This is a genomic window from Streptomyces macrosporus (assembly GCF_039533145.1).
Lineage (GTDB): Bacteria > Actinomycetota > Actinomycetes > Streptomycetales > Streptomycetaceae > Streptomyces > Streptomyces macrosporus.
In genome coordinates this window covers 61,591-74,998 of the sequence record NZ_BAAASZ010000035.1, presented here as the reverse complement: position 1 = coordinate 74,998, position 13,408 = coordinate 61,591, and the positions used below count along the sequence as shown (strand labels likewise).

The 13,408-nt window shown below is 71.2% G+C and carries 12 protein-coding genes and 2 pseudogenes; 7 read left to right on the top strand and 7 right to left on the bottom strand.

Annotation, left to right across the window (positions count from 1 at the left end):
* Positions 1–343: 343 nt before the first annotated feature.
* The 3 genes from ABD335_RS25095 to ABD335_RS25085 all read right to left on the bottom strand — a co-directional run bounded on the left by ABD335_RS25095 (position 344) and on the right by ABD335_RS25085 (position 3,150).
* Entirely contained in the window at positions 344–1,066 is a 723-nt protein-coding gene (locus ABD335_RS25095) for a VOC family protein (RefSeq protein ID WP_344327606.1), read from the bottom strand.
* A 456-nt stretch (positions 1,067–1,522) separates the two neighbouring features.
* The gene (locus tag ABD335_RS25090) at positions 1,523–2,149 is read right to left on the bottom strand and encodes a class F sortase (RefSeq protein WP_344327603.1); all 627 of its coding nucleotides are present in this window, start codon (positions 2,147–2,149) and stop codon (positions 1,523–1,525) included.
* Between the two features lie 158 nt (positions 2,150–2,307).
* Complete coding sequence (locus tag ABD335_RS25085; protein ID WP_344327602.1) at positions 2,308–3,150, bottom strand: DUF4397 domain-containing protein; 843 nt, start codon at positions 3,148–3,150, stop codon at positions 2,308–2,310.
* A gap of 930 nt (positions 3,151–4,080) precedes the next feature.
* Here ABD335_RS25085 and ABD335_RS25080 point away from each other — a divergent pair.
* From ABD335_RS25080 to ABD335_RS25065, 4 genes and pseudogenes are all read left to right on the top strand, one after another.
* Positions 4,081–4,239, top strand: a pseudogene (locus ABD335_RS25080) (IS5/IS1182 family transposase); the annotation flags it as partial.
* 538 nt (positions 4,240–4,777) lie between these two features.
* Positions 4,778–5,395, top strand: coding sequence for a dirigent protein (locus ABD335_RS25075; RefSeq protein ID WP_344327599.1), 618 nt, complete (start codon positions 4,778–4,780; stop codon positions 5,393–5,395).
* Positions 5,396–5,642: 247 nt separating this feature from the next.
* Positions 5,643–6,152 (top strand): hypothetical protein, encoded by a 510-nt coding sequence (locus tag ABD335_RS25070; RefSeq protein WP_344327598.1) that lies wholly within the window; start codon positions 5,643–5,645, stop codon positions 6,150–6,152.
* Positions 6,153–6,203: 51 nt separating this feature from the next.
* Positions 6,204–6,680, top strand: coding sequence for an SRPBCC family protein (locus ABD335_RS25065; RefSeq protein ID WP_344327596.1), 477 nt, complete (start codon positions 6,204–6,206; stop codon positions 6,678–6,680).
* 17 nt (positions 6,681–6,697) lie between these two features.
* Here ABD335_RS25065 and ABD335_RS30930 read toward each other — a convergent pair.
* The 4 genes and pseudogenes from ABD335_RS30930 to ABD335_RS25045 all read right to left on the bottom strand — a co-directional run.
* Positions 6,698–6,922: pseudogene (locus tag ABD335_RS30930) on the bottom strand (IS5 family transposase); the annotation flags it as partial.
* A 350-nt stretch (positions 6,923–7,272) separates the two neighbouring features.
* Positions 7,273–8,805 carry an MFS transporter gene (locus tag ABD335_RS25055; RefSeq protein ID WP_344327594.1) on the bottom strand — a complete coding sequence of 511 codons (1,533 nt, stop codon included), beginning with the start codon at positions 8,803–8,805 and terminating at the stop codon, positions 7,273–7,275.
* The gene (locus tag ABD335_RS25050; protein WP_344327591.1) at positions 8,802–9,353 is read right to left on the bottom strand and encodes a TetR/AcrR family transcriptional regulator; all 552 of its coding nucleotides are present in this window, start codon (positions 9,351–9,353) and stop codon (positions 8,802–8,804) included. Before ABD335_RS25050 ends, ABD335_RS25055 begins: the two co-directional genes overlap by 4 nt.
* 1,686 nt (positions 9,354–11,039) lie before the next feature.
* The gene (locus ABD335_RS25045) at positions 11,040–11,900 is read right to left on the bottom strand and encodes a nucleopolyhedrovirus P10 family protein (RefSeq protein WP_344327590.1); all 861 of its coding nucleotides are present in this window, start codon (positions 11,898–11,900) and stop codon (positions 11,040–11,042) included.
* Between the two features lie 236 nt (positions 11,901–12,136).
* Between ABD335_RS25045 and ABD335_RS25040 the strand changes: the two genes are divergently transcribed.
* Genes ABD335_RS25040 through ABD335_RS25030 form a run of 3 tightly spaced genes read left to right on the top strand, consistent with a single transcriptional unit; the run spans position 12,137 to position 13,299 of the window.
* Positions 12,137–12,646, top strand: coding sequence for an Asp23/Gls24 family envelope stress response protein (locus ABD335_RS25040; protein WP_344327752.1), 510 nt, complete (start codon positions 12,137–12,139; stop codon positions 12,644–12,646).
* A 47-nt stretch (positions 12,647–12,693) separates the two neighbouring features.
* On the top strand, positions 12,694–12,882 hold the full coding sequence (locus ABD335_RS25035) for a hypothetical protein (RefSeq protein WP_344327589.1): 189 nt from the start codon (positions 12,694–12,696) through the stop codon (positions 12,880–12,882).
* Positions 12,883–12,885: 3 nt separating this feature from the next.
* A complete protein-coding gene (locus tag ABD335_RS25030; protein ID WP_344327587.1) occupies positions 12,886–13,299 on the top strand; it encodes an Asp23/Gls24 family envelope stress response protein in 414 nt (137 codons plus the stop codon).
* Positions 13,300–13,408: the final 109 nt, after the last annotated feature.

Sequence of the window (13,408 nt, the reverse complement as noted above, 5' to 3'; positions counted from 1 at the left end):
CCGCGAAGGCGGGGCGGCGTTTCGAGACCCTGGCTGTACGCCCAGTCCGACCTCGTGGCCGCCATCCGGCGACTGCGAGGCCGGCGGCCCGCCGGCGAGCGGACCGGCTCACGGCCGGTGCCGGTCGCATTCGTCCGGCGACGGCCGGAGACCGCGCTCGCACGGATCAAGCAGCTGCGAGAGGAGAACAGCCTTTGCCAGACGCCTTGAGACCGCGTACGGCGGGATACGCCGCCTCCGTGGCCACGGCCGTCCCTCGGTTGGCTTGGGGTCGGTTGACGGAATCCCGCCGACTCTTCGTGATCGGTCGGGAGCTTTGTCGTTTCCGGCGTCTGGTGCCGCGCTACCTGGGCGTCAACACACAGAACTCGTTGCCGTCGGGATCGGCCATCGCCACCCGGCTGCCCTCGCCCTGGCCGGTGTCGATTCGAGTCGCACCGAGGGAGAGCAGACGCTCGACCTCTGCCTGCCAATCACCGTGGACAGGCGGGGCGAGGTCGAAATGCAGCCGGTTCTTGCCCGTCTTCGGCATCAACGGCGGACCACCCCACGTGATCTTCGGACCGCCGTGCGGCGAGCGGATCGCGGTCTCCTGGTCCTGATCCCAGACCAACGGCCACCCCAGCGCTTTGCTCCAGAAGTACCCGACTTCCTGCGAACCGTCGCAGGCCAGCGCTCCGATGAAGCCGCAGTCGGAAAGGAATGTGTTGCCCGGCTCGATGACGCAGAACTCGTTGCCGTCGGGATCGGCGAGCACCACGTGACCGTCCTCCGGGTCTTGCCCGATGTCGATGTGCCGTGCACCGAGGTCCAGCGCCCTGGCCACCGTCCGCTGCTGGTCCTCCAGGGATGTACTCGTCAGATCGAAGTGCATCCGGTTCTGGCTGACCTTCTGTTCCCGGGTCGGAGGAAAACGGATTCGGAACCCGGTGTCGTCGCCGGGCAGGAGCATGACGCCGTCGTGTGGATCGTCGACCATCTCCCAACCCAGGAGCCCGGACCAGAACTGCGCGAGACGCAGCGGTCGGCTCGCATCGAAGCAGACCGCGAACAGTTGAGAAGTCATTTCCCGTGCGTCTCCGATCCGTTGACCTACCGTTGTCGACAGGGGGTGCCGTCGACCCCGCGAACGCGAAGCATAAGGGCGAGCCGGTGTCACCCGCAGTCGAGTTTCGACGGCAGCCGGAGCGATCGGCGGCGCTCGCGACATCACGTATCCGTTCATGGGTGCTGCCGAACGGCACACATCCACCCGGCCTCGATGGCCGGGGCCACGCGGCGGCTGAGCGGTGCCCGGCGGGGAACGATCACCTGCCCCACGCGAAAAGACCCTCGAACTGCCGAGTCGCGTCTGATCGGACCCACTCGTGGGCACCCTTGACCAGCACTCCGTGGCGGACATGTCCACCACGCAAACGGGCGGCTCGGACATCACGACCGCCCGCTGAGCCGCACGTGGTTCAGGCACCGGGCCCGGTCTGCCTCATGTCGAACCCCGCCGGCCGACCGCCGGCCGCCCGTGTCATGTCCGGACCGGTTCGGCGTACACCACCAGGTTGCGCTGGTAGCCGCCGCGTTCGCGGTCGTACGGGGGCGCGCAGGTGATCAGGGTCAAAACCGGCCGCCCGTCGCGCCGGAACACCTCGGCGGGCAGCCTTTCCTTGTCCACCACCTCGCGGGCCGTCACCTCGTACCGCACGGGGGGAGCGTCCTCGCGTGCGACGGCGATGGTGTCGCCCGCGCGGACCTCGTACAGCCTGGCGAAGGCGCCCAGGTCACCGGTGCGATCGTCCACGTGGCCGACGAGGACGGCCGAGCCGGCCGGTGCGCCCGGCGGCGGACCGTGACGGTACCAGCCGACCGCGTCGGCGTCGTCGGGGACTTCCACCGTGCCGTCGGCCGCGACGCCGACGGCCTCGATCGGGGCGTCGAGGGAGACCCGCGGTACGCGCACGTCCAGCGGTTCCGCCCCGGCGTACGACCGTGGGGCGCCCCGGGCGTCGGCCCGGCCCGGTTCCGTCCCGGCCGGGCTCTGCGCCGCGGGTCCGGCCGTCGGGGGGCGGGCGCCGAACTCCGAGGGCTCGGCGGTCCCGGCGGGCCGCAGCGTCCAGGCGAGCGCGGCCAGGACCGCGGCCACCGCGACGGCCACGCAGGCCGCCGCGGTGGCCGCGGCGGGGCGGCCCTCCGGACCTGCGGCTCCGCTCGGTCCGCACAGTCCTCGTGGTCCGAGTGGTCCGAGTGGTCCGCGCGGGCCCGGGAGGCCGTGCCCGGGCCCGCGGTCGCCCTCTGAGGGAGCGTCCATGGTCGTCAGTCGCTCCGGGGGTGCCGGCGGCGCGCCGCCAGCAGACCGGCGACCGCGACGGCGCCCGCGGTGCCCCAGACGAGCCAGGCGGTGGCGGACTCGTTGTGCGCGGCCATCGCGCCGCTCTCGCCCGCGTCCACGCCGCCGGGCGCGGTCTCCATGCCGCCGATCGTCTGGGTCTTCAGGGCCAGGTTGTCGTCCTCGGCGCTGCCCCAGGCGTAGACGATGGTGGTCGTGCCCTCGGCGAGGTTCAGGTCGGCGGGGCCGATCGCGACGGTGTCGGTCCCGGCCAGGACGACGTCGGCGCTCACCGTGCCGGCGGGCACCTCCAGCGATTTCTCGTTCGGGTTCGTCAGTCGCTCGACGACCGGGGTGCCGTCGGCGCGGACGTCCACCGCCGGTGCGGCGGCCACGTGGCGGACGGTCAGCCGGGACTGGCCGGCCGGGATGTCGGAGACGTCGTTGACGAACGCGGTGAGGGTGGGGTCGCCCTGTTCGGTCAGGTGGGCGGCCACCGTGGCGTTCGCCCCGGCCGGGACGTCGATGCTCTTCCGGATGGCGGGGTTCCCGTCGGGTCCCTCACCGTCCGCGAAGACCTCGATGTCGTAGGTGCCCGCGGGGAGGGATTGGGGTTCGGTCAGGGTGCCGGGCTTGAAATCGGGGAGCAGTTCCTCTCCGTTGGCGTACACGTCGACGGTGAGGCCGGGTACGCCGTGGAACACGGACACGGAGGCCGTGTCGCGGTTCTCCGCGGGCACGGCCGCCGCGGCGGGCACAGCCGCCGCGAGCGCCAAGGCGCAGGTGCCGGCGGTGGTGGCGGTGACGATCTTCCTGCTGTGCGAGTTCATCGTGGGGACTCCCTTCGTGGGGACCGCTGCTCGGTGACGGGGGTTGCCTCCTGTTCCGGGCGACCGTTCCTGTGGGGGATGCACCGTGCGGCAGAGTTCCCCGCCGGTTCCGCACCGGCGTTCGGTGCCTGCTGCGGTGCCTGATGCGATGGCTGGATTCGAGCGCCGGCGTACTGCCACGCGACGCCGCTGTGGATGTCGCTGTCGCTGGTGAGGGCGGACCGGTCGGGTCCGGCTCGCCGGCTCCGGCCGCCGAGAGGCGGTCCCGGTGCTCCTCCCGAACTACCCGTTCGGGTGGCGTCTGAGCCAGTATGAGATGCCGTGGGGCGGGTCGCCACTTATCCGCCGGTACACCCGAATGCGGGCATGGGCCGGCCCGTCGGGAAGCCGAGAATGACGCCGGAAATGACGTCGGGCATGTGGAAGGCCGGAATGGTGGCGGGACCGTTCCGGCGGGGCGACGAAGCCCCGCGGGGAACGGTGCGCCGAGCGCCGTGTCGGAGCTGGAGGCGGGGTTTCCGCCGATGGCCGCGCTCGGTCGCCGAGAGTGTCCCAGCGGTCACCGGGGCCAGGCCCGACAGACCGTTACCCAACAGTCCGGCGATCCCCGCAGCGGAGACGCCGAGTGAGTTTTCGGTTCGCTTGTCTCCGTTTTTGCGGCGGTTGCGGCAAGAAACTTCCCGCAGTGCCGCGCCCTTTCCCTGTCGATATGACACCGGCGGCAGTCGGCCACCTGCTCGACATTTGCCTTCGTCCGGGAATGCGCCGTCTCGATGAGGTTCTTCGGAGTGGCCTGATCGGGTGACGAGCGGGGTCGCGTAACGAGCGAGGCCCCGGGTGGTCGGTCGAGGTGTCCGACGCCTCAACCGAGCAGCCCGAGGGTCTCATTGGTGGCCCGTCCTGCCGCACGCGCTCGTGGAGTGGGTCACGATGCTCACCGTCACCCGCGAGGGTGACCGCCGCTGCACGCTCCGCCCCTCCCGGCGAGCCCTGGCCGCACTCGCGTACCTGTGCGAGCACATCACCCTCGCCAAGATCGCCGCGGGCTTCCGGATCGGCGGAGCCACCGCCCACACCACGGTCCGCACCCGGCACCTGTCCCGCGTCATGGCCGGTCTGGGGGCGTCGCCCGGCCGAAGGCCGCGAAGGCCGGGGGAGTGGACGATCCCGCACACCGGCCTGGCCGCCGTCCGACGCACCGGACGGGACCGCAGGCGGCCCCGCACCGCCCTCGGACCGAGGGGATCAATGTGGGCCATACGTGCTCAACCGGATAAATCCGCCACACGCAAAGTCCCTGCTCCTTGCCCCCGGGGGATGCACCCCAATGGCCTCAAACCCGGCTCTCTGTCGAGCACGTCGCCATCACCGCCCTTAGCGTTGTCGCTAGACGGAGGATCCGTCGTGAATCAATTCGGACGAAATTCGTCACGACCAGAGTGGACACGGCGAACTCTCCCGGTAATGCCGCGGGCCTTCTCGTACGTTCTCGCCCGCGATCCCCGGACCTGCTCGGGTGCCCTGCCGTCTGTGAACCGACCCAACGCGTCGCCGTCCGGCGGCAGCGGCGTCGGACGAAGCCTGGGCGACCCTGACTCTGTCCATTCCCACAAACACGGAGGCGACCATGGGCTTCGCCGGCCGACCCTTCACACTCCTCGCCGTCGCGGTTCTCGGCGGCTCTGCCGGACTCGCTCTCATCGGATCCGCGTCGGCCGACGTGGTCCCGCAGAAGACGGCCGCGCCTGCGGCAACCCACCCTGCCGACGATCCCTCGGAGAAAAGCCGCACCATCCGCGTGGAAGCCCGGCTGCGAGTCGGCGAAGAGCTGGATCTGGGCGCAACGGGCCGCAGCGTCGGCGACCAGTTCGTCTTCAGCGGGAATCTGGTGTCGACCGAGGGACCGGAGGAACGCTTCGTCGGACGCTTCGGCGGGTTCTGCGTCATCACCGACCTCGAACGCAACGCGGGACACTGCTCGTCGACCGCGGTGCTGCCGGAAGGACAGATCACCGTCCAGGGCGAGCAAGCCGGAATTCCGGTACCGAGCCCGGTCGTCAACGCGATCACCGGAGGCACCGGGGAGTTCCGTAAGGCGCGTGGCCAGGTGACACAGCGGGTGTTGACGCCGGCGACCTGGCAACTCACGTTCGAAGTTCTCGATGTGCAGCCTCATCGGAACGGGGACGGTCGCAGTCCGTCCGAGGTGCCGATGCCCATGCCTCCGTCCTTCCCCGGCAAGTAGCCGCGCCAGGCGTCGACGCCGCCCGGGATGCGGTGGCGAGAGCAGCGGTTCCCGCCCGCGCCGTATCGGACGGTCCCTGTCATGGGCCCGTCCCGGTCATCGGCCATGGGGCCTTCGGCGCCCCACCAGGCGGAGGCGCGTCGTTTCGGATCAATGTCGACACGGTCGCCGGCCGTGAGGTCCGAGAAGTCGGGGACAACGCGAAGCGCCTCCGCGACCCGCACCAAGCACCACACAGGGAGACGTCGTGATCAAGAACTTCCGCGCACCCATAGGCTGGGGCGTCGCCCTGGCCGCCGCCACGGCCGTCACCGTCACGGTCGGCGCAACCACCGGTGGCCCGCCGAACCCGATGCCGGCCGACCCGCAGACCCGCCCGACGGCCGGTCAGGAGAAGGAACCGCGGACCGAGCCTCAGGCGACAGAGCACCGACGGATCGCCTCATCGGTCCTGGGCAGGGACCTCAAGTTCACACTCACCGCTCTGAGGTCGCGGACCGATCCGTTCGCGGCATCCGTGCGCCTCCAGGTTTTCACCTTCAGGAACGGTGCGTGGAGAGAATCGGACCGTGCTCTGGTCGGCGAGGTGGACGCCTGGTTCTGGTTCCCGCTGACCGGCCGTCACGCGGTGTGCGAATTCTCCACCGCCGGCACGGAGCCCGCACCGGTTGCCGTCAGCCTGCTGATCACGCCATCGATCGGCTGCTCACCGACCGAGAACTTCCGGATCGAGAACGGACAGATCATCCCCGCCTGACAGCGTGGCCATGGGCGCCGATTCCGGCGGTAGAGAAGGAGCGTGGTAGGTATGGCCCGGAATCGCCGACTGATCCTGAGCTCGCCGTCCAGAGTCTGGAGCCTGCTGTCCGACGGCCACCGCTACGGGGAATGGGTCTCGGGAACGCAGCAGGTCCTCGCCGCGGACCCGCACTGGCCAGGGGTGGGCGCCCGCCTGCAAGTCCGAGTCGGCGTCGGTCCTCTGGCCCTCGACGACACCTGTGTCGTACGCATCTGTGAGCCGCAACGCCGTCTGGAGTTGGAAGCGAAGGCAGACCCCTTCGGTGCGGCCCGCATCGCCATGAACTTGATCCCCTGGGGCGAGAACACTCTTTTCGTTCTCGACTGGCATCCTCTGCGGGGGCCCGGCATCCGGATGCACGGGCTCCCTGTGGACTACATCGTCTCGATCCGCAACGGCATGATGCTGACGAAGCTGGCCCGGATTGCGGTGCGTGAGCATCGCGGCAGCGTCGGTGGCGCTCTACAGAGCGCCCGGAGCGGGTGAGAGGCCGTACGCCGTATCGGGTTGGATGCACGGGTGAGTCGCTTACGCACGAGGTCGATCATCGCGAAGTGGATCATGATCTCGGAGCGGTGGGGGTGGGCCTCGTCGTCGCGGGCGAGGCGGCGGTGGTGCACGAGCCGGCCGAAGGTCCGCTCGACCACCCGGCGCCGCGGGATGCCCTGGAGTCCCTTCCGGGTACGGCCGACGATGACGGCCTTGTCCCTGGTCTCCATTTCCTCGTCGCGGTTGGTCCACAGGTGGGAGACGCCGTTGTGGCAGTCGCTGTGCGAGCCAGGGGCGAACATCATGCGGCGCACGGCCGGATGGACACCGTCGGCGCCGATCACGGTGTCGAATGTCTCCACAGTGCCGTCACTGAAACGGGCCCGGACCTCGCTGTCGTGATGTTCGAGCGCGGTCGGTGCCCCCCAGCCTCTGTTCCACGGCTGGGGGACATGGGCGAGGAGAGCACCGATGAGGGGGCCTCGGTGGGCCGGCCTGTGAGTACCGACGTTGAGCGTCGCCGCTCGGGGCAGCGGGCGGCTCCCCAGGCGCAGGGATATCGTCGGCGCGGGGAGACTCACCGCGTCGCTCAGTGCTGAACAGGTTCGTTGATCGGCTTCTGGCCGCGCAGCAGGAACCAGGCGACGGCGGCGGCGAGGAGCAGCAAGCCGGCGCCGACGCCGGCGGCAAGAGCCACTCCGTCGACGAAGGACGCGCGTGCCGCCTGCAGCAGCGCGGCGGCCGCGTCGCCCGGCATGTGCGCAGCGGCCACGACGGCTCCGGCCAGCGACTCGTGTGCCGCCTCCGGAGTTCCGGTCGGCCCGGTGAAGTCCTGGTAGATGTTGGTGACGACGGACCCCAGCAGGGCGATGCCCAGAGCGGTGCCCAGTTCGTACGCCGTCTCCGAGACCGCGGAGGCGGCGCCGGCCTGTTCCCTGGGGACGGCGGTGAGGATGACGTCGGAGGTGATCGTGAACGACAACCCCGCGCCGAAGCCGACGACCAGCAGGGCGGTGCCGAGCAAGGGATAGCCGGTGGACTGGCCGAGCGTGGTCAGCACGGCCAGGGCCAGGCCGATCACCGCCAGGCCGCTGGAGACGACCGCGCGCACCGAGAAGCGGCGTGCCGCGGCGCCGGCGACCAGACCGGCCACGACCGCGCCGACGGCGGCCGGCAGCTCGGCGATGCCCGCTTCGATGGGTCGCCGGTCCTGGACCAGCTGCAGGTACTGGGAGAGGAAGAACAGCAGCCCGGACAGCCCGAGGATGGTCAGCAGGTTCGCCAGGACGGCACCGCTGAAGCCACGGCTGCGGAACAACCGGACGTCCACCAGCGGGATGGGCAGGCCGCGCTGGCGCCGGACGAACGCCCAGAGAGCAGCCGCGCCCAGCAGGCCTGCCACGAGGGTGGGCCAGGTGAATCCGTCGGCGGCGCCCTCCTTGATCGCGTAGACGACGCCGCCCATACCGATCAGCGACAGGAGGACACTCGGCAGGTCCCACGGCCCCGGCGAGGGGTTGCGCGACTCCGGCAGCATCCTGGCCCCGACGAGGACCAGCAGGGCCATCACCGGCAGGTTGATCAGGAACACCGAGCCCCACCAGAAGCGCTCCAGCAGCAGGCCGCCGACGATGGGGCCGACCGCCATCCCCGCCGAGGCGGCGGCGCTCCAGATACCGATGGCGAGACTGCGCTCACGGGGATCGAGGAACAGGTTGCGGATCAGCGCGAGCGTGGAGGGCATCAGCGTGGCGCCGGCGACACCGAGCAGTGCCCGGGCGACGATCATCATCTCGGGCGTCTGCGCGTAGGCGTTGAGCGCCGAGACCAGCCCGAACCCGGTGGCCCCGATCAGCAGCAGACGCTTGCGGCCGATACGGTCGCCCAGACTGCCCATGGATATGAGCAGGCCGGCGATCACGAACGAGTAGGCGTCGCCGATCCACAGCAGCTGGGTGCCGGAGGGCTGCAGATCCTCACCGAGGTAGGGCGTGGCCAGACCGAGAACGGTGGCGTCCACCGCCACGAGCAGCACGGCGAGGACCAGGACGCCCAGGGCGAGCCAGCGGCCGGGGGCCCGCTGTGTGCTGCCCTGCTCGGCCGAACGCAGAGCGCTGGTCATGATCCGTCCCTCCGCATCGCGCCGCCGAGCAGCAGCTCGACGATCATGTGGGTGAAGTCGTTGCGGGCCACCCGGCCCTCGGCGACGGCCCAGCTGCCGGCGGCCAGCAGGCCGTAGAGGGCCTCGGTGAGCCACGTCGCACTCAAGTCGATGCGGAACTCACCGCTCTCCTGACCCCGGCGGAACAGGTTGGTGAGCCGCTCGTCGATGCGAAACCAGCCCGCGTTCTGCTGCTCGCCCTCGAAGAGCTGGTTCTCGGAGTAGAGGAAGGCGAGCAGGCCTGCACAGGATTCGGCCTCGCGGACCAGGCGGCGCACCGCGTCCGCGGCCGCTCCCTCCTCAAGGCGAGCCGCATCCAGGGCCGCCTCGCACTCGGCGATGCCGAGGTCCTCCAAGGCGCGTACGAGGGCGTCGCGTCCGGCGAAATGGCGGTTCAGCGTCGCCCTGCTGACCCCCGCGGCCCGGGCGACCTCTCCCATGGTCGCCGTGGCCCTCCGCGCCAGCAGATCGGCGGCAGCACGCAGCACGTGGTCACGATCAAAACTCATGAGGCAACGATAACTCTCATGAGACATTGATGTCTCATGCGAAGCGATCGTGACTTATTTTGTCAGGGGTGTGACAACCTTTCGTTACTCGGTGGACCCGCTGACGGCAGGAGCGTCAATCCGAGGCGGCCACCGCCGAGGCAAGCCCCTGACGCACGTGTCTCTCGCTCGGCACTGACCCGAGCGCCCCAGGCCACCCCGCCCGTCACGGGCGGGCGACGCATCTCCTGCCTGCCGAGCGGCCAACACAGCGGCCGGCGCGGCGCGCTCTCGCAGGCGCACAACACCAGCTGCCAAGAGGCTCGGTGTCCCGGCCGGCTCCGGTGGCCGGGACACCGCCCGAGGGCACTCCAGATCAAGCAAGAACGTGGAGGCCGCCGAGTGCGCGGTGGGCGCACCGGAGTTGTCGCGCTGAGCCCGGCGGACGGTGGAGGCGATGACCCGACGCCATGGGACGGAGAACGCCGAGCCGCGACGGACCCGTGAGATCCTCACGGCGGCGTCGGCTTTCGGCGCGGCCGACCTCGGCCGGCCGTCCAGGCGCTCGTGGCGTTCATCGACGTCTGCCGGCAGGTGTTCGGGGTCGGCCGATCCGCCGTGTGCTGTCCGGCCACGGACCGAGGGTCGCGGGCGAGCCCCACGACGGTGCCGGGAACCGCCCTCCCCGCCCGTGGTCGGTCCGCGACGCGGAGTCGAAGGCGCAGATCAGCCACGTCCAGGCCGACACCGTCGGTGTCCGCGGAGTGCGGAAGGTCTGGCGGCGGCCGCACCGTGCGGGCATTCTCGTGGCCCGCCGCACGGTCGCCCGGCCGAGGCGCGACCTGGGCCTGGAGGGCGCCCGACGCGGAGAGAAGCTCCGCACCCCCGTCCGCGGCCGCGGCCACGGAGGGGGCCACCGACCCGCTCGGGCGCGACCTCACCACATCCCGGCCGAGCGAGCGGTGGGGCGCCGACTCCAGCTACGTTGCCACCTGGTCCGGGGCCGTCCATGTCGCCTTCGTCGCGGACGTGTTCTCCTGGGCGATCGTCGGCCGGTCGGCTGCCGCACAACGGAGCCGGTCACGCCCGGCAGGCCCTGGGAGGGGCTCGCCGACGTCGAACTCGGCACCGCCTGGGGCCCCTCCCGGCCGGAGGCCGAGGACGGGACCAACCACCACGCTCAGCACCGGCCCCCACCGGCGGTTGGAGGCAGCCCATCAAGCCTCCACCGATCCCGGAGCGGTTCACTCCAACTCGATGCCCGTTGCATCGAGTTCATCCGACTCACCTCCACTCGCGCGGGACCGCGGCCGGTGCCGGCTGCGAGCGTCGACCAAGCGCTTGAATTGCTCGGCCTGGTCCCGGTCTCCCGGTTGCCGAACGACTCTGTCTGCACGGGATCGGTGTGCTTGCCGTCTGCACGCCACTTCACTTGGACAGTGATGCCGCCACCCTTTCGGGGCCTCTCCATGTTGTACGCCATGAGAGGGAAGGCAGGTCGAAATTCAGGGTGCCGTGCACCAAGGTGCACCCACAATTTCTCGTCGGCCGCATTTTTGCAGCAATTCGGCGGAGGCGGATGGGAAACGAACCCGTTCCGACACGACGCCATGTCCCGTGGGGCCGCGGGAGAACCGGATCGAACGCGTGCCGTTCGATGCCGTCCGCGGCTGCCGCGTCACGCGGTGCCACGGGCGGTTCCGGAGGTCACCCCGCCGCGCCCGTCACCCGCGCCGGATCCGTCACCCTCGTCAGGTCGGTCACCTCCGTCACCACGACGGCGACCGTCACCGATCCGGGCGCACCGGCCGCGGCGGCCGACGCCACTGCCGCGCGGGCCGCCCGCACCACGTCCAGGACGCGGTGCTCCGCGGAGATCGCAAGCTGGATCCGTACGTGACGACCGGGAGGGGCGCCGCCCCTGTCGCCGGGCAGCGCGTCCTCGATCCACACCGGCCGGTCCCCGTGCCCCAGCGCGGGTGCGAGGCGTGCCACGCCCGGGACAGCCAGCACCGCGGCGCGCACGGCGGCTTCCGCCCCGCCTGCGGCTTCCGGGTCCGTGACGTCCTCGGCGTCCGGGGAACCACCGCAGGGAGGACCTCCGTCGCCGGGGAGGGCGTCGTGGGTCTCCGCCGCCTCCGAGGGGCTCTCCCGCTCCGGTGCGTCCTGCGGTTCCTCCAGCAGCCCGGTGATCCGCAGGTCGACCGCCGACACCACCAGCCCCATGCGGCTGTCCGCCGCTCCGGCCAGGACCGCCCGCAGCCGCTCGGCCGTCACCGGCAGCGGCCGGTCGACGCCGGCCTCGAACTCCGCCTCGATCCGGAGCGGCCCGGGCGGCAACGCGCTGGGGGGCGGCGGTACGAGCGGCCTGCCGGCCGTGTCGGGATCGGCCAAGTCGATCCGCGTCCTGCCGGGTCGTACCCCGCGCAGGGCGCCCGCCGCCTGCCGCAGCACGCCGACCGCGGCCCGCTCCATGAGCCAGGCGCCGTCCGCCGCCTCGCCCAGAGGCAGCAAGCGGCCCAGGCCGAGCTGCCGGCGTACGGTCTGAGCCAACCGGTCCACGCCCATGGGTTCGCGCTCCTCTCCCGGTGCACCCTGGGGCCTCCGCCGCTGGCCTCCGGTCCCCTCCACGGGGTCCTCTCCGCTCCGGCCGGTCCCGAGTTCCAACCTTCCCGCATCAGGGCCCGTGGGGCGCGACGTGTTCCCCTCACACGGCTTACACATATCAGGTTAGAAGTGGCAAATATTAGAAACTCGGGCAAAGTAATGAATTATCCGCGCCTGTGGGTGAGGGGTGAACGATGATGACGGAGATCGCACCGCAGAACCGCCAGGGCTCTTCCGTCTCCGGCCAGGAGACCCCCGGAACGAGCGGTGGCCGGCAGCTCGGCGAGGGGCGCGGCGCGAGCGCTCCGGGTGCCCGGGGCAGGACCACCATCGCCGACGGCGTGGTGGAGAAGATCGCCGGGATGGCGACCCGCGAGGTCGACGGCATCTACGAAATGGGCGCCGGCATGACCCGTGCCCTCGGCGCCGTGCGCGACCGCGTCCCCGGCGGCGGCAGGCCCGTCACCCGCGGGGTGAGGGTCGAGGTGGGGGAGGTCCAGACGGCGATCGACCTGGACGTCGTCGTCGAGTACGGAGTGCCGATCACCGAAGTGGCCACCGCCGTACGGGAGAACGTGATCGGCGCGGTCGAGAGGATGACCGGGCTGGAGGTCGTGGAGGTCAACATCGCGGTCGACGACGTCCACCTTCCCGAGGAGGAGGGCGGCGAGGAGGAACAGCCGTCCGAGAGGCCGCGACTGCAGTAGGCACGGCGGGCCGCGGGCCCGGCGGAGCGTGAACGAAGGAGCGCACGATGAACATGGCCGTGATCGGCTTGGTCGCAGGCATGGCGCTGGGCTTCGCCGGGTATTTCGGCGGTTTCGGAGCCTTCCTGCTGGTGGCGGCGTTGGGCGTGGTCGGCTTCGTCGTCGGCCGATTGCTGGAAGGCGACCTCGAGCCGGGGGAACTCTTCCGCGCCGGCGGCCGTGAACGGCGGCGGTGACCGGTGGCCCAGGAATTCCTCACGGCCGCCGGCTCGTGGGTGCCCGCCGCCGAGCGGGGAGCGACGAGGATCACCGACCGGGTGATCGGGAAGATCGCCTCACGGGCCGCGCGCGAGGCGCTGGACGCCGTACCGGAGGTGTCCCGGACGCCGCGCGAGCTGTACCGGGACCCGCGGGCGACGGCCACCGTCCTCCGGCCGCCCGACGCGGACGGGTCGAACGGCGAGGCCCGGGTGCGGGTCGCCATCGAACTCCCTTACCCGTGCGACATCGGCGCGCGGTGCGGCGCGGTGCGCCGGCGGGTCGCCTCACGGGTGCTGGAACTGGCCGGCCTGTCGGTCCGGCAGGTGACCGTCGAGGTGGCGCGGCTGCACTCGGCCCCGCTCGACGCCGGGGAAACCGGAAGGGTGCGGTGAGGACCCGATGAGCGACGACACCCGCCGGACGCCGGTGCCGGAGCAGACCGCCGGCGCGACCACCGGCAGCGAGGAGCGGCCCTCTTCCGGCTCCGCCGCGGCCCGGCCG

What these genes read in the sequence shown, in the direction of transcription:
- ABD335_RS25040 (WP_344327752.1), top strand. Translation starts at nt 12,137, where the DNA reads ATGACGGAGATCGCACCGCAGAACCGCCAGGGCTCTTCCGTCTCCGGC.
- ABD335_RS25045 (WP_344327590.1), bottom strand. Translation starts at nt 11,900, where the DNA reads ATGGGCGTGGACCGGTTGGCTCAGACCGTACGCCGGCAGCTCGGCCTG.
- ABD335_RS25050 (WP_344327591.1), bottom strand. Translation starts at nt 9,353, where the DNA reads ATGAGTTTTGATCGTGACCACGTGCTGCGTGCTGCCGCCGATCTGCTG.
- ABD335_RS25035 (WP_344327589.1), top strand. Translation starts at nt 12,694, where the DNA reads ATGAACATGGCCGTGATCGGCTTGGTCGCAGGCATGGCGCTGGGCTTC.
- ABD335_RS25055 (WP_344327594.1), bottom strand. Translation starts at nt 8,805, where the DNA reads ATGACCAGCGCTCTGCGTTCGGCCGAGCAGGGCAGCACACAGCGGGCC.
- ABD335_RS25065 (WP_344327596.1), top strand. Translation starts at nt 6,204, where the DNA reads ATGGCCCGGAATCGCCGACTGATCCTGAGCTCGCCGTCCAGAGTCTGG.
- ABD335_RS25085 (WP_344327602.1), bottom strand. Translation starts at nt 3,150, where the DNA reads ATGAACTCGCACAGCAGGAAGATCGTCACCGCCACCACCGCCGGCACC.
- ABD335_RS25095 (WP_344327606.1), bottom strand. Translation starts at nt 1,066, where the DNA reads ATGACTTCTCAACTGTTCGCGGTCTGCTTCGATGCGAGCCGACCGCTG.
- ABD335_RS25075 (WP_344327599.1), top strand. Translation starts at nt 4,778, where the DNA reads ATGGGCTTCGCCGGCCGACCCTTCACACTCCTCGCCGTCGCGGTTCTC.